At 62.3% G+C, this 23382-nt stretch carries 26 protein-coding genes and 1 tRNA gene; 13 read left to right on the top strand and 14 right to left on the bottom strand.

All coding sequences use genetic code 11. The features are described from left to right. The first annotated feature begins 49 nt into the window (after positions 1 to 49). Complete coding sequence (gene trxA / locus BLV09_RS25835; protein WP_100385077.1) at positions 50 to 370, top strand: thioredoxin; 321 nt, start codon at positions 50 to 52, stop codon at positions 368 to 370. 64 nt (positions 371 to 434) lie between these two features. Here trxA and BLV09_RS25830 read toward each other — a convergent pair whose 3' ends face one another. From BLV09_RS25830 to trpA, 4 genes are all read right to left on the bottom strand, one after another. Next, entirely contained in the window at positions 435 to 1175 is a 741-nt protein-coding gene (locus BLV09_RS25830; protein WP_146689389.1) for a metallophosphoesterase family protein, read from the bottom strand. Between the two features lie 20 nt (positions 1176 to 1195). Next, a complete protein-coding gene (locus BLV09_RS25825) occupies positions 1196 to 2539 on the bottom strand; it encodes a bifunctional folylpolyglutamate synthase/dihydrofolate synthase (RefSeq protein ID WP_146689388.1) in 1344 nt (447 codons plus the stop codon). Further along, positions 2536 to 3474, bottom strand: a complete 939-nt coding sequence (gene accD / locus BLV09_RS25820) for an acetyl-CoA carboxylase, carboxyltransferase subunit beta (protein ID WP_146689387.1) — start codon at positions 3472 to 3474, stop codon at positions 2536 to 2538. The genes BLV09_RS25825 and accD overlap by 4 nt, the downstream gene beginning before the upstream one ends. A 151-nt stretch (positions 3475 to 3625) precedes the next feature. Beyond that, a complete protein-coding gene (gene trpA / locus BLV09_RS25815) occupies positions 3626 to 4462 on the bottom strand; it encodes a tryptophan synthase subunit alpha (protein ID WP_146689386.1) in 837 nt (278 codons plus the stop codon). 72 nt (positions 4463 to 4534) lie between these two features. On the opposite strand from trpA, the gene BLV09_RS25810 reads away from it, so the two are divergent. Further along, positions 4535 to 4939, top strand: coding sequence for an endonuclease domain-containing protein (locus tag BLV09_RS25810; protein ID WP_146689385.1), 405 nt, complete (start codon positions 4535 to 4537; stop codon positions 4937 to 4939). Between the two features lie 22 nt (positions 4940 to 4961). Here the strand turns inward: BLV09_RS25810 and trpB are convergent, their stop codons facing one another. From trpB to aroA, 8 genes are all read right to left on the bottom strand, one after another. After that, on the bottom strand, positions 4962 to 6179 hold the full coding sequence (gene trpB / locus BLV09_RS25805; protein WP_146689384.1) for a tryptophan synthase subunit beta: 1218 nt from the start codon (positions 6177 to 6179) through the stop codon (positions 4962 to 4964). Beyond that, a complete protein-coding gene (locus BLV09_RS25800) occupies positions 6176 to 6835 on the bottom strand; it encodes a phosphoribosylanthranilate isomerase (protein WP_100385070.1) in 660 nt (219 codons plus the stop codon). Before BLV09_RS25800 ends, trpB begins: the two co-directional genes overlap by 4 nt. A 64-nt stretch (positions 6836 to 6899) precedes the next feature. Beyond that, positions 6900 to 7289, bottom strand: coding sequence for a lipopolysaccharide assembly protein LapA domain-containing protein (locus BLV09_RS25795; RefSeq protein WP_100387354.1), 390 nt, complete (start codon positions 7287 to 7289; stop codon positions 6900 to 6902). Positions 7290 to 7378: 89 nt separating this feature from the next. Beyond that, positions 7379 to 7684: an integration host factor subunit beta gene (locus tag BLV09_RS25790; RefSeq protein WP_100385069.1), complete on the bottom strand. Its 306-nt coding sequence runs from the start codon at positions 7682 to 7684 to the stop codon at positions 7379 to 7381. Between the two features lie 172 nt (positions 7685 to 7856). Then, entirely contained in the window at positions 7857 to 8837 is a 981-nt protein-coding gene (sppA, locus tag BLV09_RS25785; protein ID WP_146689383.1) for a signal peptide peptidase SppA, read from the bottom strand. 247 nt (positions 8838 to 9084) lie between these two features. Next, a complete protein-coding gene (rpsA, locus tag BLV09_RS25780; protein ID WP_146689382.1) occupies positions 9085 to 10785 on the bottom strand; it encodes a 30S ribosomal protein S1 in 1701 nt (566 codons plus the stop codon). Positions 10786 to 11009: 224 nt separating this feature from the next. Next, complete coding sequence (gene cmk, locus BLV09_RS25775) at positions 11010 to 11648, bottom strand: (d)CMP kinase (RefSeq protein ID WP_100385067.1); 639 nt, start codon at positions 11646 to 11648, stop codon at positions 11010 to 11012. Beyond that, on the bottom strand, positions 11645 to 12985 hold the full coding sequence (gene aroA / locus BLV09_RS25770; RefSeq protein WP_146689381.1) for a 3-phosphoshikimate 1-carboxyvinyltransferase: 1341 nt from the start codon (positions 12983 to 12985) through the stop codon (positions 11645 to 11647). The genes cmk and aroA overlap by 4 nt, the downstream gene beginning before the upstream one ends. A 145-nt stretch (positions 12986 to 13130) precedes the next feature. Between aroA and BLV09_RS25765 the strand changes: the two genes are divergently transcribed. The 3 genes from BLV09_RS25765 to BLV09_RS25755 all read left to right on the top strand — a co-directional run bounded on the left by BLV09_RS25765 (position 13131) and on the right by BLV09_RS25755 (position 14168). Then, entirely contained in the window at positions 13131 to 13556 is a 426-nt protein-coding gene (locus BLV09_RS25765) for a TIGR02300 family protein (RefSeq protein WP_100385065.1), read from the top strand. A 68-nt stretch (positions 13557 to 13624) separates the two neighbouring features. Next, positions 13625 to 13700, top strand: a tRNA-Ala gene (locus BLV09_RS25760). A gap of 228 nt (positions 13701 to 13928) precedes the next feature. Then, entirely contained in the window at positions 13929 to 14168 is a 240-nt protein-coding gene (locus tag BLV09_RS25755) for a GIY-YIG nuclease family protein (RefSeq protein WP_100385064.1), read from the top strand. Between the two features lie 74 nt (positions 14169 to 14242). On the opposite strand, the gene BLV09_RS25750 is transcribed toward BLV09_RS25755, so the two are convergent. Then, positions 14243 to 14701 (bottom strand): MarR family winged helix-turn-helix transcriptional regulator, encoded by a 459-nt coding sequence (locus BLV09_RS25750; protein ID WP_146691299.1) that lies wholly within the window; start codon positions 14699 to 14701, stop codon positions 14243 to 14245. 161 nt (positions 14702 to 14862) lie between these two features. On the opposite strand from BLV09_RS25750, the gene BLV09_RS25745 reads away from it, so the two are divergent. The 8 genes from BLV09_RS25745 (at position 14863) to BLV09_RS25710 (ending at position 22178) form a co-directional block, all read left to right on the top strand. Continuing rightward, a complete protein-coding gene (locus tag BLV09_RS25745) occupies positions 14863 to 15288 on the top strand; it encodes an organic hydroperoxide resistance protein (RefSeq protein ID WP_100387352.1) in 426 nt (141 codons plus the stop codon). 190 nt (positions 15289 to 15478) lie between these two features. Beyond that, entirely contained in the window at positions 15479 to 16684 is a 1206-nt protein-coding gene (locus BLV09_RS25740) for a CaiB/BaiF CoA transferase family protein (RefSeq protein ID WP_146689380.1), read from the top strand. A 202-nt stretch (positions 16685 to 16886) separates the two neighbouring features. Then, on the top strand, positions 16887 to 18206 hold the full coding sequence (ugpB, locus tag BLV09_RS25735) for a sn-glycerol-3-phosphate ABC transporter substrate-binding protein UgpB (protein ID WP_100385061.1): 1320 nt from the start codon (positions 16887 to 16889) through the stop codon (positions 18204 to 18206). Positions 18207 to 18279: 73 nt separating this feature from the next. Next, entirely contained in the window at positions 18280 to 19161 is an 882-nt protein-coding gene (gene ugpA / locus BLV09_RS25730; protein ID WP_146689379.1) for a sn-glycerol-3-phosphate ABC transporter permease UgpA, read from the top strand. Next, positions 19161 to 20009 (top strand): sn-glycerol-3-phosphate ABC transporter permease UgpE, encoded by an 849-nt coding sequence (gene ugpE / locus BLV09_RS25725; RefSeq protein ID WP_100385059.1) that lies wholly within the window; start codon positions 19161 to 19163, stop codon positions 20007 to 20009. The genes ugpA and ugpE overlap by 1 nt, the downstream gene beginning before the upstream one ends. Before the next feature lie 118 nt (positions 20010 to 20127). After that, positions 20128 to 21213 (top strand): sn-glycerol-3-phosphate import ATP-binding protein UgpC, encoded by a 1086-nt coding sequence (locus BLV09_RS25720; RefSeq protein ID WP_146689378.1) that lies wholly within the window; start codon positions 20128 to 20130, stop codon positions 21211 to 21213. 221 nt (positions 21214 to 21434) lie between these two features. After that, positions 21435 to 21860: an Hsp20 family protein gene (locus BLV09_RS25715; RefSeq protein WP_100385057.1), complete on the top strand. Its 426-nt coding sequence runs from the start codon at positions 21435 to 21437 to the stop codon at positions 21858 to 21860. 51 nt (positions 21861 to 21911) lie between these two features. Further along, positions 21912 to 22178, top strand: coding sequence for a DUF1150 family protein (locus BLV09_RS25710; protein WP_100385056.1), 267 nt, complete (start codon positions 21912 to 21914; stop codon positions 22176 to 22178). Between the two features lie 196 nt (positions 22179 to 22374). Here BLV09_RS25710 and BLV09_RS25705 read toward each other — a convergent pair whose 3' ends face one another. Further along, a complete protein-coding gene (locus BLV09_RS25705) occupies positions 22375 to 23322 on the bottom strand; it encodes an AEC family transporter (RefSeq protein ID WP_146689377.1) in 948 nt (315 codons plus the stop codon). Positions 23323 to 23382: the final 60 nt, after the last annotated feature.

The following is a 23382-nucleotide window of genomic DNA, read 5'->3' as shown; positions in this document are numbered from 1 at the left end:
GGCGCGATTCCATTTGCGCCTTTCTCTCTCAACCGAACGAGGTATTCCCATGGCCGTTGGCAAGGTTTCTGACGCCGATTTCGATGCCGAAGTGCTCAAGGCGACCGGCCCGGTGGTGGTCGATTTCTGGGCCGAATGGTGCGGTCCCTGCCGCATGATCGCGCCCGCACTCGACGAGATTTCCGGCGCAATGGGCGACAAGGTCAAGATCGTGAAGCTGAACGTCGATGAGAGCCCGAAGACGGCCTCGAAATACGGCGTGATGTCGATCCCCACCCTGATGATCTTCAAGGGCGGCGAGATGGCCTCGCGCCAGGTCGGCGCGGCGCCGAAGCAGAAGCTGCAGCAGTGGATTTCCGCCGCGGTCTGATCCGCCTCTTATCGACAAACTGCTTTGACGGCCGGCTATTCGCCGGCCGTTTTGTTTTTCGCCGCTACCGGATCCACCCTGTCGCCAGCGCGACGGCAAGTTCGGGCTGGCCATTGCGCTGCGCCAGTGCCGCCATCGCCTCGTGGTCATAAGGCACATGCCGGAACGTCGCGCGCCAGACCCCACCCTCGCATTCCAGGATCGCGTAGCGTGCGTCCGGCGTACCGGCCTCGATGACATGCGGAAACGGGTGGATATCGCGATAGCCGGGCGAGCCCACGCTGCCGGGATTGACCACCAGGCGTCCGTCGCCAAGCCGGACCGCTCGCGCGATATGGGTGTGGCCGCAGAGGATGAGCGGCTGCGTGATATCCTTGGCAACTTCTTCGATCGCTTCAAGCGAAGACATCCGCACCGTGCCGTCGGGAAGAACGGTCTCAAGCCAGTAGACCTGGTCATTGTCGGGCGTCGCGTGGCAGAGAAAGACATGGTCGCGAAACACCCTGGTCGACGGCACCGTGCGCAGCCAGTCGAGATGCCGTGGATCGAGTTGCGCATACGCCGGCCGATCCCATGATCCCATCTGCTCCGGCGGCCTGTCGATCAGGTAGCGGTCATGATTGCCGAGCACATGAATGGCGTCGAGCGCCATCAAGGCGTCCATGGTTCGCCGTGCATCGAGCGGTCCGCTTGCCATGTCACCGAGGTTGACGATCTCGTCGATGCCCTGCGCACGGATGTCGGCAACGACCGCTTCCAGTGCGAGATAATTTCCGTGCACATCGGCAATCGCGGCAAAGCGCATAATCCCTCCCGGTGTCCGGCCTACCGCGGCGGCGTGCCGTTGGCCGCAAGCACGGGGCCGGCAAGATAGAGCGAGCCCGTGATCAGGATGCGCGGCGGCACCTCATAGGCGAGGCGCGTCAGCGCTTGCAGTGCGGTTTCCACGCTGGCTGAGGTTTCCACGCGCATGCCGAGTGCGCGCGCTGCGTCCGCCAGCCGGTCCGGCGACATCGAATTGTCGCGATCGGGGATCGGCACCGCGATGATGTGGCGCGTCAAGCCGGCGAAGTTGGCAAGAAACGCCCCGGGATCCTTGTTCGCCATCATGCCCACGACGACCACGAGGGGACGCGAGACCCGCTCTTCGAGATCGCCTAATGCGGCGGCAGCAACGCGGCCACCCTCGGCGTTATGCCCACCGTCGAGCCAGATTTCGCAGCCCGCAGGCGCCAGATCCACCAGCGCCCCGGCGGCCAGGCGCTGCATCCGCGCCGGCCATTCGGCGTTGACGATACCGGCCTCGAACGCCGCGCCGTCGATCTTGAAGGTGTCGAGTGCGCGCAGCGTCGCAATGGCAAGACCTGCATTGTCGAACTGATGCCGTCCGAACAATTTGGGTGCGGCGAGATCCATCAACCCGCGATCATCCTGATAGACCAGCCGGCTGCGCTCGACACTGACATGCCATTGTTGCCCGGCTGCGTGCAGCGGCGCGCGCATGCGCCGGGCCTGTTGTTCGATGACGGTCATCGCCTCGGGCGCCTGCTCGGCGCAAATCACCGGCACGTCGCGCTTGATGATCGCTGCCTTTTCGCCGGCAATTGCCGTCAGCGTATCGCCGAGAAATTCGGTGTGATCCATGCTGACAGGCGCAATCACCGTCGCCAGCGGCGCATCGATGACGTTGGTCGCATCCAAGCGCCCGCCGAGACCGACTTCCAGCAGCACCACGTCGGCCGGATGTTGCGCGAACAGACACAACGCAGCCGCGGTCTCGACTTCAAAAATGGTGATCGGCGCACCTGCATTGGCTCGCTCGCAATGCTCCAGCGCCCCACGCAATTCATCGTCGCCGACCAGCGCGCCACCGCCAATGCGGCCGAGGCGAAAGCATTCGTTGATCCGCACCAGAAAAGGCGAGGTATAGACGTGGACACGCAAGCCCGCCGCTTCCAGGATCGAGCGCAGGTACGCGATCGTCGACCCCTTGCCGTTGGTGCCGGCGACATGGATCACCGGCGGCAGCTTGCGCTCGGGATGATCGAGCCGCTCCAGCAGCCGATGCATCCGCTCCAGGCCGAGGTCGATGCTTTGGGGATGCAGCGCGGACAGCCGCGCGATTAATTCGCGAAGCGGCGTCGATGGTATGGCCGCGGGCGCGTTCACGCGTGCGGCGCAGCCGGTGCGACGTCCGCAGCGGATACGATCTGGGCCGGATCAAAGACCGGGGCGGGTTTCGGCGCGGTCTCCACGGCAGGGGATTTCGTCAGCAACCGGCAGAGCCGCGCCAATGTGGCGCGCATATCATGGCGATGCACGACCATGTCGACCATGCCATGGTCTTTTAGATATTCAGCGCGCTGGAATCCCTCCGGCAGTTTTTCGCGGATGGTCTGTTCGATCACGCGCGCGCCGGCAAAGCCGATCAACGCGCCGGGTTCCGCAATCTGCACATCGCCCAGCATGGCATAGGAGGCGGTGACGCCGCCGGTGGTCGGATTGGTCAGCACCACGATGTAGGGCAGTTTGGCTTCGCGCAACATCTGCACGCCCACGGTCGTCCGCGGCATCTGCATCAGCGACAGAATGCCCTCCTGCATGCGGGCGCCGCCGGACGCTGCGAACACGATGAACGGCGATTTCTTCTCCAGCGCGAGTTCGAGTCCGCGCACGATCGCTTCGCCGGCCGCCATGCCGAGCGAGCCGCCCATGAAATCGAAATCCTGTACTGCGATCACGACGCCTGCGCCCTCGAGCTTGCCATAGCCAACCTTGATGGCGTCGTTCAGTCCGGTCTTGGCGCGCGCGTCCTTGATCCGGTCGGCGTATCTTCGTTCGTCGCGGAATTTCAGGGGATCGGCCATCACCTCGGGGAGCGCGATGTCGTACCAGGTCTCGTTGTCGAAGATCGATTTCAGCCGCGCCATCGCGCCCATGCGCATGTGATAGTTCGAGCCGGGAATCACGAACTGATTGGCTTCGACATCCTTGTAGAATACCAGCTGCCCTGAATCGGGGCATTTGATCCACAAATTCTCCGGCGTCTCACGACGCAGGATGTTGCGGATTTTCGGCCGGACGACATTGGTGAGCCAGTTCATGGTTCGCTCCGAATCGCGATCAAGCGGCGCTGGCCGCATCAAATATATGGCGACCCGGCCGGTACCCGGCAAGCCGCCTCTTTTGCTGGGGCATGACCTTACCGGAAAACCGGATCATGCTCTCCGGGTCTATCTCGCCCGCAATTGTGGCTTATTCCGCAGCCTGTATCGCGCCACGCACACCCTGCGCCAGCGACGCCGCCAGATCAGCCACCGCACCGACGGTCTTGGCCGTCGCGCGGTCGTCCGCGTCGAGGCTGCCGCGCAAGGCATCGACCAGCGCCGTGCCCACCACCGCGCCGTTCGCATGCTCTGCGATACTGCGGGCGGCCTCCGGCGTCCGGATACCGAAGCCGACGCATACAGGCAGTTCCGTATGGCGTTTGATACGAGTGACCGCCTCGCCAACGACCCTGGCGTCGGCGCTGGCACTTCCCGTGATACCGGTGATGGAGACGTAATAGACAAAGCCCGAGGTATTCGCGAGCACCGCGGGCAGTCGCTTGTCGTCGGTGGTCGGCGTCGCCAGCCGGATGAAATTGAGCCCGGCCTTCATCGCCGGCAGACACAGCTCCGTGTCCTCTTCCGGCGGCAGATCGACAATGATGAGGCCATCAACGCCGGCCGATTTCGCATCGGCCAGAAACTTATCGACACCATAAATATAGATCGGATTGTAATAGCCCATCAGCACCAGCGGCGTGGCGTTGTCGTCCTTGCGAAACCCGTGCACCATCTCGAGCGTCTTCTTCAGGGTCATGCCGGCCTTCAGCGCGCGCAACCCCGCGGCTTGAATCGACGGACCGTCCGCCATCGGATCGGTAAAAGGCATGCCGATCTCGATGATGTCGGCGCCTGCTTTCGGCAGCGCCTTGATGATGTCGAGCGAGGTCGTGGGATCGGGATCGCCGGCCATCAGGAAGGTAACGAAGGCCGAGCGGCCCTGTTTTTTCAGCTCGGCAAAACGTGTGTCGATGCGGGTGGTCATGATGCGGCACCGGCTGTGCTATACCTCTCCCCGCTGGGGAGAGGTCGGCTGCGTAGCAGCCGGGTGAGGGGAATGGACAAGTTTAAGGCTAGAGCTCGAAAGCTTCGTTCGTCGCAAACGAGCGCCGAGTCGAAACTTTGGCAAGCGCTGCGTAATCGGCGGCTGGCACGATGGAAGTTTCGCAGCCAGCATTCTATCGATCGGTACGTCGTTGATTTCCTAACGCTGGACGGAAAGCTGATCGTCGAAGTTGACGGCGTGACGCATGCCGAACCATCGGAACTGGCAAAAGATACGGCCCGCTCCGAAGTATTGGAGGCGTGCGGCTTCCACATTGTCCGCGTCTCAAATATCGATGTATATGACAATATCGAGGGGGTCCTCGAAATGATTGAAGGCACGCTTCGGCCCGATCGAGAGAAAAGACCCCTCACCCGGCTGCTACGCAGCCGACCTCTCCCTGCCGGGGAGAGGTGAAGAAAGTGGCGGCATTCTTTGATCACGTCTTCCTGCCCCGCAGGATATCGCCGACCTGCGGCACGTCCTTGTCGCCACGGCCGGAGAGATTGACCACCATCAGATGATCCCTGGGCCGTTTCGGCGCGAGCTCCATCACCTTGGCGATGGCATGCGCCGGCTCCAGCGCCGGAATGATGCCTTCCAGCCGCGACAGCAATTGAAACGCCGCGAGGGCTTCATTGTCGGTCGCGGACAGATAGGTCACCCGGCCGGTTTCGTGCAGCCAGGAATGCTCCGGGCCGATGCCGGGATAATCCAGCCCCGCCGAAATCGAATGCGCATCCTGGATCTGGCCGTCGTCGTCCATCAGCAGATAGGTGCGATTGCCGTGCAGCACGCCGGGCCGGCCGCCGGCGATCGAGGCCGCGTGCAATTGCGTGAGCCCGTGGCCAGCGGCTTCAACGCCGAAAATCTCGATGCCGGGATCATCGAGGAATGGATGAAACAGCCCCATCGCGTTGGAGCCGCCGCCGATGCAGGCGATCAGCGAATCCGGCAGACGGCCTTCGGCCTCCTGCATCTGGACGCGGGTCTCGCTGCCGATGACGGACTGGAAATCGCGCACCATCATCGGATAGGGATGCGGACCCGCGACGGTGCCGATGCAGTAGAACGTGTTGTGCACGTTGGTGACCCAGTCTCGCAGTGCCTCGTTCATCGCGTCCTTCAGCGTGCGCGAGCCGGATTGCACCGGGATCACCTTGGCGCCCAGCATTTCCATGCGGATGACGTTGGGCTGCTGCCGCTCGACATCGACGGCGCCCATATAGACCACGCAATCGAGCCCGAACCGCGCGCACAGCGTCGCGGTGGCAACACCATGCTGGCCGGCGCCGGTTTCGGCGATGATGCGCTTCTTGCCCATGCGCCGCGCCACCATGATCTGGCCGAGCACATTGTTGACCTTGTGCGAACCGGTGTGGTTGAGCTCTTCGCGCTTGAAATAGATTTTGGCCCCGCCGAGGTGCTCGGTCAGGCGCTCGGCGAGATAGAGCGGCGACGGCCGGCCGACATAATGCTTGAGATAGCCGTTCATTTCCGTCTGGAACGCCGGATCCGCCTTGGCGTCGGCGTAGGCTTTCTCTAGATCGAGGATCAGCGGCATCAGCGTTTCCGCGACGAAGCGGCCGCCGAAAATACCGAAATGCCCGCGCTCGTCGGGTCCGCTGCGGAAGGAATTGGGCAGGTTTGGATTCATCGTACGCTTAACTCTTCGGTGGCGCGCGCGGCGCGGATGAAGGCGCGGATCATCTCGGGATCCTTGGTGCCGGGCGCGCGCTCGACACCCGAGGAAACGTCCACGCCGCCGGCGCGCGTGACGCGAACGGCCTCCGCGACATTACCGGCATTGAGACCGCCCGAGACCATGAAGGGCAGGCTGAGATCGAGATTCTCCAGCACATGCCAGTCGAACACCGCGCCGAGGCCACCCGGCCGCGTGGCGCCTTTCGGTGCGCGGGCATCGAACAGGATGCGATCGGCGGCCGCGGCATAACCCGGCAGCGGTGCAAGATCAGCGGTGGTCTCGACGGCCATGGCTTTCATGACCTGCAGCCCAAACGTCTGTTTGATGTCGCGCAGCCGTGCCACGGTCTCGCTGCCATGGAGCTGCAGGATATCCGGCCGCAACGTCTCGATGATGTTTGCAAGCGTCGCATCATCGGCATCCACCGTGAGCGCCACTTTGACGGCGCGGCCCTTGGCCTGCTTGCCGAGATCGCGCGCCGTCTCCAGGCTGATGTGGCGGGGCGACGGCGGAAAAAACACGAATCCCACCATGTCCGCCCCCGCTTGCAGCGCGGCATCCAGGGTCTCGGGCGTGGACAGGCCACAAATTTTGACAGTCAGCGACATGTTTCAATGTACGGGTTCGGGCCGCGGCGGCACACTCTGAGAGCCGGTCGGCGCCGGCCGCGTTCTACAACGTCGCGCCCTGCTTGTCTCGCCCGGAGGCGCCATAAAGGCCGCCCTGCGTCAATGCGGGGAACGGCCGGGGACTACCGGTTCGGACCGCCGCAGCCTGAAATTCAGCCAGTTGCGCCTGTGCCCGCCGCGAATCGGCCTCATGCTGGCGCGCCGCGCGGCGCCAACGCCGCTGCCGAAACCAGGTCGCGCAGCTGCCGGCCACCACGCCTGCGATCGCCACCGCGATGATGACCACGAACAGCGGCAGGCGAACGGCGATCGAAGGATCGCTGGAATTGAAGGGGTCGAACGACACCGTCACCAGATGATGGTTGGCGACCGCGAAGACGATGAAGATCAAGCCCAGCGGAATGACGACCAAGGCCGTGAAGAATTTTCGCATGACCATCTCTCGCATCGATGGAAATCGGCGGGTAGATATCCCGCAACACGGCACAAGTTACAACCTGAATAGGCGCGACCGGGAACGCCTCAGGCGCCGGCGTCAGGCATACCGCCCTCGCGGTTCAGCCGTTCGCGCATTTCCTTGCCCGTCTTGAAAAACGGAACGCTCTTCTGATCCACCGGCACATGCGCGCCGGTGCGCGGATTGCGTCCCGCACGCGCCGGGCGATGCTTCACCGAAAATGCGCCGAAACCACGCAGTTCAACCCGGTCCCCGCGCGCCAGTGCCGCGACGATTTCATCAAGGATCGCGTTCACAATATTCTCCACATCCCTCTGATAGAGATGCGGGTTGTGCTCGGCGATGCGCTGAACGAGTTCGGATTTGATCATCGAAACCAGGGTCCGGGAACGTACGGATATGCATTTCCGTGAAAATGCCTTGAACTGTCAAGACGCTAAATGAAATTTGGGCGCCGTGAAAACGCGTGACAAACGGCCGGAACCGGGATTGTGACAATGCTCGCAGTGCGGGAAACCGGGGTGAAAGCCGCTTTCATGCCGCTCAATTGGACCCAGCCGGCTGCCACAACGCCAACATTCCATCGAGACCCAATCGATCGACGGCCTGCACCGCTCCGACCTGCTCGACCTGGCGCGCAATACTGCTCAAACCAAGCGCATCGAGCGTAATGGAAGCCGCCGTTCGCAGAAAAGTCAGATCGCCGAAGCGTGGCTGAAGCTTGTAATCGCGCACCGGCAGATCGCTCTTGATGCCCTTCTGCGCGACCAGCCATGCAACAGCGGTTTTCTCGTCGCCGAGCTCATCAATCAACTTGAGATCGACCGCCTGATGGCCGGTAAAAACCCGTCCATCCGCTACTTTTTCGAGTTGTGTGTCATCCATGCCGCGCCGGTCTTTGACCAGACCGCGAAACCACGCGTAGGAATCCTTGACCAGCGAATCCAGCGCCGCGCGCGCTTCGGGACTGGTCGGCTCAAACCCGTTGGGCGCCGCTTTCAGCGGCGAAGACTTCACTTCCTCGACCTTGACGCCGACGGTTTTCAGCAGATCGGTAAAATTCGGAAACTGAAACAGCACGCCGATCGAACCGACCAGCGAGGTCTGTTGCGCGATAATGTGATCGGCCGCGATCGCGGTGATGTAGCCGCCGGACGCCGCCAGCCCGTCGACGACGACCACCAGCGGCTTCTTCGCCTTTAGCCGCACCAGCGAGTCGTAGAGCTGCTCGGAGCCGGCGGTGGTGCCGCCCGGTGAATTGATGTGCACGATGACGGCCGCGGTCTTCGAATCCGCCAGACGCTCCAGCGCCTCGACGCGATCCTGGTCGCTGCGGATCAGACCTTCGATAGTGATGCGGGCAATCGAGCCCGAGGCCGTGAGCGCCCCGCGCCCGCCCGGCGTCACGATCATGCCGACCGTGACGATCGCAGCGATCGCGACCACGGCTGCGACCACGCGCCAGAACGTCAGCTTGCGGCGTATCCTGCGGCGATCGACGATCACATCCGAATCAAGCGACATCGAATTTCTCCTGGAATAATCAGCCGCGTTTTGCATCCGCAGCATGACCATCGGGTTACCTGAATACATCAATTGCGGTGCAATTTGAAGAAAACAAGGCTGTTACCTCGCCACCGCCAGCGCCAATCTCTCCTCCGTCGTTCCCGCTTTATCGTTGTGCCAGCAAGGCCTGGACGACAGCGGTGAAACAAAAAGGCCCCGGTCGAAACCGGGGCCCGATTGATGGATGGCGAAGACCGCGAAACGCTTACTTGTCGCGGTTCTTGAGCGCGGTGCCGAGAATATCGCCCAGCGTCGCTCCCGAATCGGAGGAGCCATACTGCGCGATGGCCTCTTTCTCTTCGGCGACTTCGAGCGCCTTGATCGAGACCTGCACCTTGCGGGCCTTCTTGTCGAACTGGATCACCCGCGCATCGACCTTTTCGCCAACCGCAAAACGTTCGGCGCGTTGATCGTTGCGGTCGCGGGCAAGCTCGGAGCGCTTGATGAAGGTGGTGAAGTCGGTGCCGGCGATCTTAACCTCGATGCCGGATTCCTTCACTTCGAGCACTTCGCAGGTCACGACCGCACCCTTCTTGACGTCGCCCGGCTCGGCGAACGGATCGCCCTCGAGCTGCTTGACGCCGAGCGAGATGCGCTCCTTTTCGACATCGACATCGAGCACCACGGCCTTGACCATGTCGCCCTTCTTGAAGTTGTCGATCACCTGCTCGCCCGGAAGCTTCCAGTCGAGATCGGACAGATGGACCATGCCGTCGACATCGCCCTCGAGCCCAAGGAACAGCCCGAATTCGGTCTTGTTCTTGACCTCGCCTTCGACCGTCGAGCCGACCGGGAATTTCTCGATGAACACTTCCCAGGGGTTGCGCATGGTCTGCTTGAGACCGAGCGAAATCCGGCGCTTGACGGAATCGACTTCGAGCACCTGCACTTCGACTTCCTGCGAGGTCGAGACGATCTTGCCGGGATGCATGTTCTTCTTGGTCCACGACATCTCCGAGACGTGGATCAGGCCTTCGATGCCCGGCTCCAGTTCGACGAATGCGCCGTAGTCGGTGATGTTGGTGACGCGGCCGGTGAAGCGCGCACCGAGCGGATACTTCGCCTCGATGCCCTGCCACGGATCGTCCAGCAACTGCTTCATGCCGAGCGAGATGCGGTGGGTCTCGTGGTTGATCTTGATGATCTTGACCTTCACCGTCTGGCCGATGGTCAGCACTTCGGTCGGGTGATTGACCCGGCGCCAGGCGATATCGGTGACGTGCAACAGGCCGTCGATGCCGCCGAGATCAACGAACGCACCGTAATCGGTGATGTTCTTGACGACGCCGTCGATCACCTGACCCTCTTCGAGGTTCTGCACCAGCTCCTGGCGCTGCTCGGCGCGGGTCTCTTCCAGAACCGTGCGGCGCGACACCACGATGTTGCCGCGGCGGCGATCCATCTTGAGGATCTGGAACGGCTGCGAATTGTTCATCAGCGGTGCGACGTCGCGGATCGGCCGGATGTCGACCTGCGAACGCGGCAGGAAGGCCACCGCGCCGTCGAGATCGACGGTAAAGCCACCCTTGACCTGGTTGAAGATAACGCCGTGCACCTTCTCGTTGTTGTTGAACGCCTTCTCGAGCTTGCCCCAGCTTTCCTCGCGGCGCGCCTTGTCGCGCGACAGCACGGCTTCGCCGAGCGCATTTTCAATGCGATCGAGGAACACCTCGACCTCGTCGCCGACCTTGAGATCGCTTTCACGGCCGGGTCCTGCGAACTCGCGCAGCGCCACGCGGCCTTCGGTCTTCAGGCCGACGTCGATGACGGCCATGTCCTTTTCAATTGCAACTACCTTGCCCTTGATGACGGAGCTTTCCTGCAAATTGCCGCCGGCAAAAGACTCATCAAGCATCGCGGCGAAATCGTCGCGGGTAGGATTATAAGAAGCAGCAGTCGAAGCCATTTGTTCTCCAGATGCGGGTATCGCCGGCCATTCGGGTTAAGGGGCGTATCGCGTGTGAGGTGTCAGAGGTCCGCAAACCCTAACGTCCGCTCGCCGCGACAAATCGCGAGGGCGGGCCAGCAGCATGCCTGCACATGAAATACGTTGATTTTATCCGGGACCTGAAACGAGCTTATCGACTTCAAGAACCTGAGAGCGGGCTTTCCTCCAATGACGGCAGGGGCTCAAACCCGCTGCCGGCCCGCTCGGACGGCCTCGACAATGTCGATGGCGGCCCGGACGCCGCTTTCTATATCCAAATGCGAGTTATCAAGCAAGTAAGCATCCGCCGCTGCCTTTAAAGGAGCCGTGGCGCGATTCTGGTCACGTTCGTCACGTGCAAGGATATCCGCCAGTACCCGCGCCTCGTCGGCGTCCTCGCCGCGAGCCTTGGCCTCCAGCGTGCGGCGGCGGGCGCGGACCTTGGGGTCGGCCACGACGAAGATCTTCACATCGGCATCCGGGCAGATCACCGTTCCGATATCGCGGCCGTCGAGCACCGCGCCAGGCGGTCCGGCGGCGAAATGCCGCTGAAAATCAACCAGCGCCTCCCGCACCCGCGGGATCGCCGAGACCACCGAGGCGGCTTCGCCCACCCTCTGGGTCTTCAGGACGGGATCTCCGAACTTTTCGGGATCGAGTTCCATCGCTACGGCGACCGCCTGCGCCTCATCGGTGAGTTCGGCGCCGGCGTCCAGCAGCGCCTTGGCGACCGCGCGGTAGATCACACCGGTATCGAGGTGGCGATAGCCGTAGTGATGGGCGAGCCGCTTGCCGAGCGTGCCTTTCCCCGAGGCGGCCGGTCCATCGATGGCAATAATCATGAAAACTCCGCGCCAAGTGATCGCATCATCGGAATGAAATCCGGAAAGCTGGTGGCGATGAAGGCGGTATCGTCGACCTTCACCGGCTTGTCGGAAGCGAGCCCCATCACCAGTGCCGACATTGCGATGCGGTGATCCATGTGGGTCGCGACCAGGCCGTCGCCCTCCACATGGCCCATGCCTTCGACGATCATGTCGTTGCCTGAGATCTCGACCTTGACGCCGTTGACCCGCAGCATCGCCGCGGTCGCTTCCAGCCGGTCGGATTCCTTGACGCGCAATTCCTGCAGGCCGCGCATGATGGTGGTGCCTTCGGCAAAGGCCGCCGCGACCGCGAGCACCAGATATTCGTCGATCATCGAGGGCGCGCGCTCCGGCGGCACCTCGACCCCGCGCAATCGCGAGGCGCGTACCCGGAATTGCGCCATCGGCTCGCCGGCATCGCCGCGGACATGGCTCTGTTCGATCGAGGCGCCCATCTCGCGCAGCGTCGTGAACAGTCCGGTGCGCAGCGGATTGGTCATGACATCGGACAGCACGACGTCGGAACCTTCCACGATCAGGGCCGCAACCAGCGGAAACGCCGCCGATGACGGATCGGCCGGCACCACGACTTCGGCGCCGTGCAATTCAGGCTGCCCGGTCAGCGCGATCTTGCGGCCATGACCGCCCTCTGGCGTCGAGACGATCTGTGCCCCGAAATGCTTCAACATCAGTTCGGTATGGTCACGGCTGGCTTCGGTCTCGATCACGGTCGTGACCCCGGGCGCCGCCAGCCCCGCCAGCAGCACTGCGGATTTGATCTGCGCCGACGCCACCGGGGTACGGTAGAGGATCGGCAGCGGGTCGCGGGCGCCGTTCAGCGTCAGCGGCAGTCGGCCGCCCTCGCCGCTGCTGCCCACGCACGCGCCCATCAGTTCCAGGGGATCGAGCACCCGCCGCATCGGCCTGCTGCGCAGCGAGGCGTCGCCGTCGAAAACAGCGGTAATCGGGCAGCCGGCGACGGCGCCCATCACCAGCCGGCACCCGGTACCGGAATTGCCAAAATCAAGAGGAACTTCGGGCTGCGCGAAACCGGCGACGCCAACCCCGTGAACCGACCAGGCGAATTCGCCGATCCGTTCCACCCTGGCGCCCAGCGCCCGCATGGATTTGGCGGTGTTGAGCACGTCTTCGCCCTCAAGCAGGCCCGAAATCCGGGTTTCGCCGACCGACAGCGCCCCCAGGATCAGGGCGCGGTGCGAAATCGACTTGTCGCCGGGTACGCGCGCCTTTCCGGTCAAAGGACCGCTCGAACGGGCCTCGAGCGGCGTCGCTGGGGTAGCTGAATGGGTCAAGATTGTGTCCTCTGCAGGGGCGGCAGGTATCACATGGGCCGGGCTGCGTCACGCCACTGTCGAAGTCCCGCAAAGCGCTATTGACAGCAGCGCTTCAACTAGCCAAGTGAAGCACCGTTTTTCAGAAATTCCCAGGATTCCACACGTGGCCAAATCCGATCTCGGAACCAAACGCATTTGCCCGACGACGGGTAAGAAATTCTACGACCTCAACAAGAGTCCGGTGATCTCGCCCTATACTGGCGAGGTTGTCCCGATTGCTCCGGTTGCTCCGCCGCGGGCGGCCCGTGGCGATGCGGCGCGTGCCGCGGCTGCTTCCGCGGCTTCTGCCGCCGAGGTCACGCCGGAGCCCGCCGAGGCCGAAGAGTTGGTCTCGCTCGAGGAGGCCGATGCCGAAGAGAACACCGGCAAGGTCAAGGCTGTCGTTCCCGAGTCGGAGGACGACATCGAGATCGACGAGACCATCGAAGACGATGATGATGACGATTCGACCTTCATCGCCGACGAGGAAGAAGGTGACGAGGACGTCACCGATATCATCGGCGACGTCGGCGGCGACGAGGAGACTTGAGATAAACCCTGAACTATGTTCAGGGTCTTCCAACCCGCGCGTTGCCCAAGACGCGCAGGTCAGGTTCAGGGGCCATAGCTCAGCTGGGAGAGCGCTTGCATGGCATGCAAGAGGTCGGCGGTTCGATCCCGCCTGGCTCCACCACGCTTCGCCTTCGGCTACGCGTGGCGCAGCCACGTAGTCGAAGGCGAGGCGTGCCCGGCATAGCCCGAAGGGCGACGACGGGCTGGTGACAGCACGCACAGCTATAGCTACATCTATCTTCATAAATCTATTTGCTATTATGTCTTCGGCTACGCGTGGCGCAGCCACGTAGTCGAAGGCGAGGCATGCCCGGCATAGCCCGAAGAGCGACGACGGGCTGGAGGATTGATGTGGTACGTCTACATAATCCGCAGCATTAGCTCGCCAGAGCAGGAATACATTGGTGCCACCGCAGACTTGAAGCGTCGAATATCCGACCACAATGCTGGCAAATCCACCCACACCGCCAAATTCAGGCCCTGGGAATTGGTTTGGTATTGCGCCTTCCGCGACAAATATAAAGCGCTGGAATTCGAGAAATATCTCAAATCCCATTCCGGTCGGGCGTTTGCGAAGAAGCGCCTCTGACGTTGATGGCTTTCATGACGCCCCACAAAACTCAGAGGCCCCCGCCGTGATCATTTGAAGTCGCCTCGCGGCGACTAGTCATCGAGCGCGGCATTCAACCGGTCCCGAAGAGCGATGAGATCGTTTTTCAACGCCGATAGTTCGCCGACCGAGCACGCCGAGGCGGCCAGGATGGACTGAGGCACTGTCCGGGCTTTTTCCCGAAGGGCATGACCTTGCGATGTGAGCGCGATCAGCACCTGCCGCTCATCTTCGGTGCTGCGCGTGCGTTTGATCAGATCCGCTGCCTCCAGCCGCTTAAGCAGCGGCGTGAGCGTGCCGGAGTCCAGAAACAGCCGTTCACCGATATCCCTGACCGGCACGCCATCGCGCTCCCACAGCACCAGCATCACCAGGTATTGCGGATAGGTCAGTCCGAGCCGGTCAAGTAACGGCTTGTAGACCCGGTTGAACGCATGCGCCGTGGAATAGACTGCGAAACAGACTTGATTACCCAGCAGCAGCGGCAAGTCCGCCACGTGTTTCTTGGCCATTAGCAACCTCGCCAACTGATAGCGCCCATGGTTCATTTTGGGCTCGGGCACGCGAGCAATCAATTGCAAACAATTAAATCACGTGCTTACGTTATTTATATTGTACACAATTGAATTGTGTGCAATATAAATGGATCGAAACCGCCAACAGGGAGACCGACATGTCCGTGAATGTCCTCTACAAAACCAGTGCCAAGGCCACCGGAGGCCGGGATGGCCACGCCGCGACCCTCGACGGAGCGTTGGACGTCAAACTCACCACGCCGAAGGAACTCGGTGGCGGTGGCGGTGCGGGCAACAATCCCGAGCAGCTGTTCGCCGCCGGCTACGCCGCCTGCTTCATTGGCGCGATGAAATTCGTTGCCTCGCAAGGCGGCCCGAAGGTGCCCGCGGACGCGTCGGTGACCTCCACCGTCGGGATCGGACCGCGCTCGGCCGGCGGCTTCGGCCTGGAGATCGCACTTGCCGTCTCCTTGCCCGGCGTTCCGCGCGCCGAAGCAGAGGCCCTGGTCGAGAAAGCCCACCAGGTATGCCCCTATTCCAACGCGACCCGCGGCAATGTGGATGTGCGCCTGACGGTCGTGTAACGACACCGCCGGATGGTCCGCCGAGACAATCGGCGGACCATTTGTCGCACGGAGGGTTCGCCACGCCGCAACCAGGCACGCCGACGGCCGTCCCGGCATGCGCCTACGCGCGAGAAGGCATTGCTGCCGCGCCTGAAGACCGCTAGCTCAGGAATTCCACTCGAACCCTGCTTGAGCGAAGGTTGTTTTCATGAATTCCCTAGCGGCTCCCGGCGCGATGACCGGACTGCGCGTGATCGATCTCACGCGCGTTCTGGGCGGCCCTTACTGCACGCAGATTCTCGCCGATCACGGCGCCGATGTGATCAAGGTCGAGCCGCCCGCCGGCGACGAGGTGCGCGACTGGGGACCTCCCTTCCACGAGGAAGACGCGGCCTATTTCGTCGGCATCAACCGCAACAAGCGCTCGATCGGGCTCGACCTCGCATCGGAAGGCGGCCGCGCCGTGCTGATGAAGATGCTGGAAGGCGCCGACGTGCTGATCGAGAACTTCAAGCCGGGCACGCTCGACAAATGGGGCATCGGCAACGACGTGCTGCGCGCGAAATTCCCGAAACTCGTGCACTGCCGGATTTCCGGTTTCGGCGCCGACGGTCCGCGCGGCGGTAATCCCGGCTATGACGCCATCATCCAGGCCATGACCGGGATGATCAAGGCGACCGGCTCGCCGCAAAGCGGCCCGATGCGCATCGGCGTTCCCGTGGTGGACATCACCACCGGGCTTTATGCGGCGATCGGCATTCTGATGGCGCTGTCGGAACGGCAGAGATCGGGACTCGGGCAGTTTCTCGAGACCACGCTGTATGAAACCGGCCTCGCCGTCATGCATCCACACGCTGCGAATTATTTCATGCACGGGAAGCCGCCGCAGCTCACCGGCAACGAGCATCCGAACCTCGTGCCTTACGCGATCTTCCCGACCCGTACCGACGACATCTTTATCGGCGTCGGCAATGACGGCACCTTCCGCAAGCTGGCCAAGGAAATCAGCAAGCCCGAACTCGGAACCGATCCGCGCTTTGCGCGCAACAAGGACCGCATCGCCAACCGCGACGCATTGCGCGCTGAACTCGCAGCCGTGTTCAGCCAGCACGACGCCGCACCGCTCTGCGATCGCCTGCTGGCCGCGGGGCTTCCCGCCGGCCCGGTGCAATCGATCGATCAGGCGCTCACCAGCGCCCATACCATCCATCGCGGCGACGTCATCGAGAAGGATTGGTACAAGGGGGTCGCTTCGCCAATCCGTCTTCAGCGCAGCAAACCCAGCCTGCGCCGCACGCCGCCGAAATTCAGCCAGCACACCTCGGAAGTGCTTTCGGAATTCGGATATTCCAAGGGCGAGATCGAAGCCCTGGTTGCCAAGGGCGCGGTCTGCGGACCCGAGCGGAAGCGCTAAGCTGCTTCGTCATCCATCGTCCCGGTATTCGCGGGACGATGGCTCTCGACGTAACTACCTGCGGCTAACTTGGCCTATTTTCCTGCTTCCTAGGCCGGCGCTTCCCCCGTAGCATCCGCTCGCTTATACAGTCATTTGCACGTCATCCGGCGCTGCTACCGCGCGACAACGACGATGACGGTCCAACGGGGGAGAAAATTTGATGGCTCTTCGAAAATTCGGCGCGGCTATCGCCACGGCCTTTACACTCGCGCTCGCCGCCGCGACACCCGCGCACGCGGTGATCGAGATTCAGTGGTGGCACGCCATGACCGGCGGCAACAACGACATCGTCAACAAGCTCGCCGATGATTTCAACGCCAGCCAGTCGGACTACAAGGTCATCCCGACCTTCAAGGGCAGCTATCCGGACACCATGAATGCCGGCATCGCCGCATTCCGCGCCGGCAACGCCCCGCACATCATTCAAGTGTTCGAGGTCGGCACCGCGACCATGATGAGCGCCACGGGCGCCATCAAGCCGGTCTACCAGTTGATGAAGGAGGCCGGCGAGCCGTTCGACCCCAAGGCCTATCTTCCGGCCATCACCGGCTACTACTCGACATCAAAGGGCGACATGCTGTCGTTTCCCTTCAACTCGTCGTCGATGGTGATGTGGATCAACAAGGATGAGCTGAAGAAAGCCGGCGTCGCCGAGATTCCGAAGACGTGGCCGGAAGTCTTCGATGCCGCCAAGAAGCTGAAGGCCGCCGGGCACACCACCTGCGGCTTCTCCAACGCCTGGGCGACATGGGCCAACATCGAACAATTTTCCGCGTGGCACAACGTGCCGATCGGCACCAAGGCGAACGGCCTCGACGGCTTCGACACCGTGCTGACGTTCAACTCCCCACTGCATATCCGGCATCTGCAGAACCTGATCGACCTGCAGAAAGACAAGACCTACGATTATTCCGGCCGCGGCAATGCCAGCGAAAGCCGCTTCGCCTCCGGCGAATGCGCGATCTTCCTGACGTCGTCGGGCTATTACGCCACCGCCAAGAGCACCGCCAAATTCGACTTCACCTCGGCGCCGATGCCCTATTATCCCGACGTCCAGGGCGCACCGCAGAATTCGATCATTGGCGGCGCTTCGCTGTGGGTGATGGGCGGCAAGAAGCCCGAGGAATACAAGGGCGTCGCAAAATTCTTCACCTTCCTCTCGGACACCGACCGCCAGGCCAAGCTGCATCAGGAATCCGGCTACCTCCCAATCACCAAGGCGGCCTACGAAAAGACCAAGGCGGACGGCTTCTATGAGAAGAATCCGATCCTGGAGACCCCGCTCAAGGAGCTCACCAACAAGGAGCCGACCGAGAATTCGCGCGGCCTGCGCTTCGGCAACATGGTGCAGATGCGCGACATCTGGGCGGAGGAAATGGAAGCCGCGCTGGCGGGCCAGAAAACCGCCAAGGAAGCGCTCGACAGCGCCGTGGCGCGTGGCAATGCCATGTTGCGGACCTTTGAAAAAACCGTGAAGTAGGTCATCCTGAAAGCTCCCTCTCGCTCCGAAGAGGGAGCTTTCTTCACCCGCACGGATCGCCACGACGCCCTGAATGGAAAAGTCGGCCTTCTTCAACAGTAAGCTGCTTCCATATCTGCTGCTCGTGCCGCAGCTCATCATCACATTCGTTTTCTTCTACTGGCCGGCGAGTCAGGCGGTCTGGCAATCCTTTCTTCGCGAGGATGCATTCGGACTATCTTCCGAATTTGTCGGCCTGGAGAATTACCAGGCGCTGTTTGCGCAGCCCGAATATTACAAGGCGATGCTGACCACGCTGATATTCTCGTCGCTGGTCGCGACGCTGTCGCTCGCCATTGCGCTGTTGTTCGCTACCCAGGCCGACAAGAACCTGAAGGCGGCCGCCACCTTCAAGACGTTCATGATCTGGCCCTATGCGGTGGCGCCGGCCGTGGCCGGTGTGTTGTGGTTCTTCATGTTCCACCCCTCGCTCGGGACGCTGGCGCGGCCGCTGCGCGTGCTGGGCTTCGACTGGAATCCGCTGCTGAACGGCACCCATGCCATGATCCTGGTGGTGATGGCCGCGGTGTGGAAGCAGGTCTCCTACAACTTCCTGTTCTTCCTGGCGGGGCTGCAATCGATCCCCAAAAGCGTGATTGAAGCCGGGGCGATCGACGGCGCGGGACCGATGCGACGGTTCTGGACCATCGTGTTTCCGCTGCTGTCACCGACCACGTTCTTTTTGCTGGTCGTGAACATCGTCTACGTGTTCTTCGATACGTTCGGCATCATCGATGCGGTGACGGGCGGCGGTCCGGCCGGCGCGACCACGACCATGGTCTACAAGGTCTATGCGGACGGACGGCTCGGCGGCGACCTCGGGAGTTCGGCCGCGCAATCGGTGGTGCTGATGGTCATCGTGATCGCGTTGACCGCGATCCAGTTCCGCTATGTCGAACGCAAGGTGCAATACTGATGGTCGAGCACCGCCCATGGAATGACATCATCGCCTATGCCATCCTGACGTTCGGCGTATTCATCGTCGGCTTCCCGGTCTATCTCGCGTTCATTGCCTCGACCCACGACGCGGCCACCGTGGTCGGCGGCAATATGCCGCTTCTGCCGGGCGGGCATACGCTGGAAAACTACTACCGTGCCGTCTTTGTCGGGGCCTCGCGCTTCAACCGCGAGCCGGTCGGCCGCCTGCTGTTCAATTCGTTCGTCTCGGCCACCGGGATTGCGGTCGGCAAGATCTTCATTTCGATCCTGTCGGCCTACGCGGTGGTGTATTTTCGCTTTCCATTCCGCAAGACCGCATTCTGGATCATCTTCATCACCCTGATGCTGCCGGTCGAGGTCCGCATCTATCCGACTTACAAGGTCGTGTCCGACCTGCACATGCTGGACACCTATGCCGGGCTGATCCTGCCCTTGATCGCGTCCGCGACCGGCACGCTCTTGTTCCGTCAGTTCTTCATGACGGTGCCGGACGAGCTGCTGGAAGCTTCACGGATCGACGGCGCCGGACCCTTCAGGTTCTTCTGGGATACGCTGCTGCCGCTGTCGATGACGACGATCGCGGCGCTGTTCGTGATCCAGTTCATCTATGGCTGGAATCAATATCTGTGGCCGCTCCTGATCACCACGCAGGATTCCATGCAGACGATCGTCACCGGCATCAAGAAGATGCTGACGACGACCGACGAGTTGGCGGAATGGCAGCTCGCGATGGCCACGGCCGTGCTCGCCATGGTGCCGCCGGTTGCGGTGGTGGTGTTCATGCAGCGCCTGTTCGTACGCGGACTGGTCGAGACGGAAAAGTGATGGGGAAGATGGCGAATAGCGAGTGGCGAATGGCGAATGGACGATGTGCTGAGACATTCCCACTCTTCCCTGTTCGCTATCCGCCATTCGCTATTCGCCGTTCCCGGAGGTAGCCCCAATGGCCGGCGTTTCCCTCCGCAACGTCCGAAAAACCTATGTCGGCGGTTTCGAAGCCATCAAAGGCATCGACTTCGAGGTCGGCGACGGCCAGTTCTGCGTGCTGGTCGGGCCCTCCGGCTGCGGCAAGTCCACGCTGCTGCGCATGGTCGCAGGGCTTGAGACCATCACCAGCGGCGAGATCGACATCGGCGGGCGAATCGTCAACCAGATCGAGCCGGCCGATCGTGACATCGCGATGGTGTTCCAGAATTACGCGCTCTACCCGCATATGAGCGTCTACAACAACATGGCTTACGGCCTGCGTAACCGCGGCACCCCCAAACCCGAGATCGATACCCGTGTGCAGGAAGCCGCCCGCATTCTCGAACTCGGCGCCATGCTCGATCGCAAGCCGCGGCAACTCTCCGGCGGCCAGCGCCAGCGCGTGGCGATGGGCCGCGCCATCGTGCGGCAGCCGAAAGTGTTTCTGTTCGACGAACCCTTGTCGAATCTCGACGCCAAGCTGCGCATCGCGATGCGCGTCGAAATCCGTAAACTGCAACGGCGGCTAAAGACGACGTCGATCTACGTCACCCACGACCAGCTCGAGGCGATGACACTCGCGGATATTCTCGTCGTCATGAATGGCGGCCAGGTCGAGCAGATCGGCAACCCGCTCGAGATCTATCAGAAGCCGGCCACGACCTTCGTCGCTTCCTTTATCGGCGCGCCGCCGATGAACCTGCTGCCGGCAGGCTCGGACGAAATCAAGACGCAGTTTGCCGGCGCCCTGGGTGAGGCCGGCATCCTGGGAATCCGCCCCGAAGATTTCGCGATTTCGAGCGATCCGATCGCCGACGGCATCGCGCTTGACCTGACTGTGGAGGCGATCGAGCGGGTCGGCGCCGAGACCTTCATCTACGGCACCAGGCAGCGTGAGGCGCAGGGCGTGGCCGCCAATCCCGGCGAGTTGCCCCCCGGCGAGGTGATCGTGCGGGTCCCCGGCGCGGTCGCGCCCGCAATCGGTGAGCGGATCCGGGCGATCACGCCGCGCGAAAAACTGCATTTGTTCAGCGCCGATGGCCGCAAGCGGATCGAGCTCTGAGCCTCCATGTCGTCATTCGGAAGCGGGTGGCGACAAGCTCGAGAGTTCCCGTTCGCTCCTTGCGATCGCGCCCCGAAGGATGCTGGGGAGCGGGTTCCCGGGCGCTTGAACCCCTGCCAAATCATGCCCATATTCGCTGTTAACCGGACGGCAAGTCCGCCGGCCGGCCACAAATGGGGTGCCGCAAGGGCCCCTCAAAGTCGCTTCGAGAGGACTTTGTAATGTCTCGTGTTCCTTCGTTATCCAGTCCGTTCCTTTTGGGATTCGACGAGATCGAGCGTGCGCTCGATCGCGTCGTGAAAGGCGCCGACGGTTATCCTCCCTACAACATCGAGCGGTGCGATCGTGCCAACGGCCAGCCCGAACGGCTGCGCATCACGCTGGCGGTGGCGGGCTTCACCCGTGACCAACTCGATGTAACCATTGAGGAAAACCAGCTCGTGATCCGGGGCCGCCAGCAGGACGACAAGGCCCGGCAATACATCCATCGCGGCATCGCCGCGCGCCACTTCCAGCGCACCTTCGTGCTGGCGGAGGGGATGTTGGTGCTGGGCGCGGACTTGAAGAACGGGCTGTTGTCGATCGACCTCGCCCGGCCTGAGCCGGAGAAGGTCGTTAAGACAATCGCTATCAATGAACACGAATAATGGGAACGAGTAGCGGACTCGACCGCTTAGTCTCACAAAGGAGTCGAGACCATGACTGAAGTTAGTTTCGCGTACGAACCGACGAGCGTCACCCCCGAGGCGCTGGCCCATCTCGGCGAAGGCCATATCGCCTATGTGAAGCAGGTGCGTTCCGAGGACGTACCGGACCTGTTTCCACAGGCGCCGAAGATTGCACCGGGATTGAAGCTGTTTGCGCTCCACGCCGCCGATGGCACCCCGATCATGCTGACCGACAGCCGCGAGGCGGCGATTGCGAACGCATGGAGCAACGAGCTCCAGGCCGTCAGCGTACACTGACCCGCCACTTGGCGGCGTCACTGAAGGCAGTTTACCGCCGTCACCGACCCGGCCCTTGCCCGCGTCGTTGGCGGCGCAGCTGTCTCTGCTGAAATCACCGACACGAATTTACGGTACGGGTGTTGTCCTCGGGGAATCGGGGACTAACTCGCGTATCTGGCAAGCTGCAAATTTCCGGCAGACCTGCCGTCGATCGTCAGTGCTGGACGTGGCCTACCAGCACAAGGCACGCGGTCAACGAGACGACGGAGGCCATCGTCGTGAAAAGAATCGTGCCCGACGTCACAACAGCCTCGCGCTTATAGAACTCCGCGACCATGAACGGGCCTGTCCCTGTCGGCAATGCCGAGAGCAGCACAACGACCGCAGCCGGCACCGGCTGCAGCTTGAAGATGCCATAGGCGCAAACGGCGACGATTGCAGGCTGGATGACCAGTTTCAGCGCCGTGAGCGCGACCGCGACCGGTCGGCTTGAACGGCTGCCGCGGTGCTTGGCGGCGAGGAACAGACCCAGCGACACCAACGCGCAGGGGCTGGCCGCCGCGCCCAGCATATGAAGCACGGCCTTGGCGGCTTCCGGGACCGGCGTATTGAATGTCGACCATAAGACACCCAGCAACGGTGCAACCAGCAACGGATTGCGGATCAGCGCCTTTCCAATCTTCGCGAACAGGCGATGCACACGGCGCTCGGTCTGCAGGCCTATTTCCACAAAGATGATCGCGATCGCGAACAAGACGCTGACGGTCATGATGGTCGCGATCGTCACCAGAGCCAGGCTTTGGCGCCCGAAAATCATCTCACAGAGCGGAAATCCGATGTAGCCGACATTGGCGTAGCCCGCGTTCAGAGCATCGATCGATGCATCCGTCAGATGATGCCCGCTCGCGACGCGGTAGATCAGGGTGCCGCCGAAGATGACGACGATGCCGATCGCAAACGACGCGATGAAACCCGGCTGCCACAAGGTCGGCCAGTTCGCCTCGAACATGACCTGGAACAACAAGGCGGGCAAGGCGAGGTAGACGACAAAGCGGTTCAGCTCCGAGCTTGCAGTAGGCCCGAGCAATCCCAGCCGGCCGCAGGCAAAACCCGCGACGATCACGGCAAACACCGGGCAGACCACAGACAGCGACGTAAGCATGGCGGAATCCTTCAAATCGACAGCCTGTTGACTACCGAAGCGAGCTATTCCATTCCAATG

Source organism: Bradyrhizobium canariense (genome assembly GCF_900105125.1).
GTDB lineage: Bacteria > Pseudomonadota > Alphaproteobacteria > Rhizobiales > Xanthobacteraceae > Bradyrhizobium > Bradyrhizobium canariense_A.
The sequence above is the reverse complement of the archived record's forward strand: the minus strand, read 5'-3'. Positions and strand labels throughout refer to the sequence as shown.

Excerpts from the sequence above, each read along its gene's own strand:
- accD (WP_146689387.1), bottom strand. The coding sequence starts at position 3,474 with ATGAACTGGCTCACCAATGTCGTCCGGCCGAAAATCCGCAACATCCTG.
- BLV09_RS25750 (WP_146691299.1), bottom strand. The coding sequence starts at position 14,701 with ATGGCCAAGAAACACGTGGCGGACTTGCCGCTGCTGCTGGGTAATCAA.
- trxA (WP_100385077.1), top strand. The coding sequence starts at position 50 with ATGGCCGTTGGCAAGGTTTCTGACGCCGATTTCGATGCCGAAGTGCTC.
- ugpA (WP_146689379.1), top strand. The coding sequence starts at position 18,280 with ATGGAAAAGTCGGCCTTCTTCAACAGTAAGCTGCTTCCATATCTGCTG.
- BLV09_RS25795 (WP_100387354.1), bottom strand. The coding sequence starts at position 7,289 with ATGCGAAAATTCTTCACGGCCTTGGTCGTCATTCCGCTGGGCTTGATC.
- cmk (WP_100385067.1), bottom strand. The coding sequence starts at position 11,648 with ATGATTATTGCCATCGATGGACCGGCCGCCTCGGGGAAAGGCACGCTC.
- trpA (WP_146689386.1), bottom strand. The coding sequence starts at position 4,462 with ATGACCACCCGCATCGACACACGTTTTGCCGAGCTGAAAAAACAGGGC.
- BLV09_RS25715 (WP_100385057.1), top strand. The coding sequence starts at position 21,435 with ATGTCTCGTGTTCCTTCGTTATCCAGTCCGTTCCTTTTGGGATTCGAC.
- BLV09_RS25705 (WP_146689377.1), bottom strand. The coding sequence starts at position 23,322 with ATGCTTACGTCGCTGTCTGTGGTCTGCCCGGTGTTTGCCGTGATCGTC.
- BLV09_RS25745 (WP_100387352.1), top strand. The coding sequence starts at position 14,863 with ATGTCCGTGAATGTCCTCTACAAAACCAGTGCCAAGGCCACCGGAGGC.
- BLV09_RS25790 (WP_100385069.1), bottom strand. The coding sequence starts at position 7,684 with ATGATCAAATCCGAACTCGTTCAGCGCATCGCCGAGCACAACCCGCAT.
- BLV09_RS25720 (WP_146689378.1), top strand. The coding sequence starts at position 20,128 with ATGGCCGGCGTTTCCCTCCGCAACGTCCGAAAAACCTATGTCGGCGGT.
- BLV09_RS25755 (WP_100385064.1), top strand. The coding sequence starts at position 13,929 with ATGTGGTACGTCTACATAATCCGCAGCATTAGCTCGCCAGAGCAGGAA.
- BLV09_RS25740 (WP_146689380.1), top strand. The coding sequence starts at position 15,479 with ATGAATTCCCTAGCGGCTCCCGGCGCGATGACCGGACTGCGCGTGATC.
- BLV09_RS25800 (WP_100385070.1), bottom strand. The coding sequence starts at position 6,835 with ATGTCGCTGACTGTCAAAATTTGTGGCCTGTCCACGCCCGAGACCCTG.
- sppA (WP_146689383.1), bottom strand. The coding sequence starts at position 8,837 with ATGTCGCTTGATTCGGATGTGATCGTCGATCGCCGCAGGATACGCCGC.
- BLV09_RS25810 (WP_146689385.1), top strand. The coding sequence starts at position 4,535 with ATGGACAAGTTTAAGGCTAGAGCTCGAAAGCTTCGTTCGTCGCAAACG.
- trpB (WP_146689384.1), bottom strand. The coding sequence starts at position 6,179 with ATGAATCCAAACCTGCCCAATTCCTTCCGCAGCGGACCCGACGAGCGC.
- rpsA (WP_146689382.1), bottom strand. The coding sequence starts at position 10,785 with ATGGCTTCGACTGCTGCTTCTTATAATCCTACCCGCGACGATTTCGCC.
- BLV09_RS25710 (WP_100385056.1), top strand. The coding sequence starts at position 21,912 with ATGACTGAAGTTAGTTTCGCGTACGAACCGACGAGCGTCACCCCCGAG.
- BLV09_RS25830 (WP_146689389.1), bottom strand. The coding sequence starts at position 1,175 with ATGCGCTTTGCCGCGATTGCCGATGTGCACGGAAATTATCTCGCACTG.
- ugpE (WP_100385059.1), top strand. The coding sequence starts at position 19,161 with ATGGTCGAGCACCGCCCATGGAATGACATCATCGCCTATGCCATCCTG.
- ugpB (WP_100385061.1), top strand. The coding sequence starts at position 16,887 with ATGGCTCTTCGAAAATTCGGCGCGGCTATCGCCACGGCCTTTACACTC.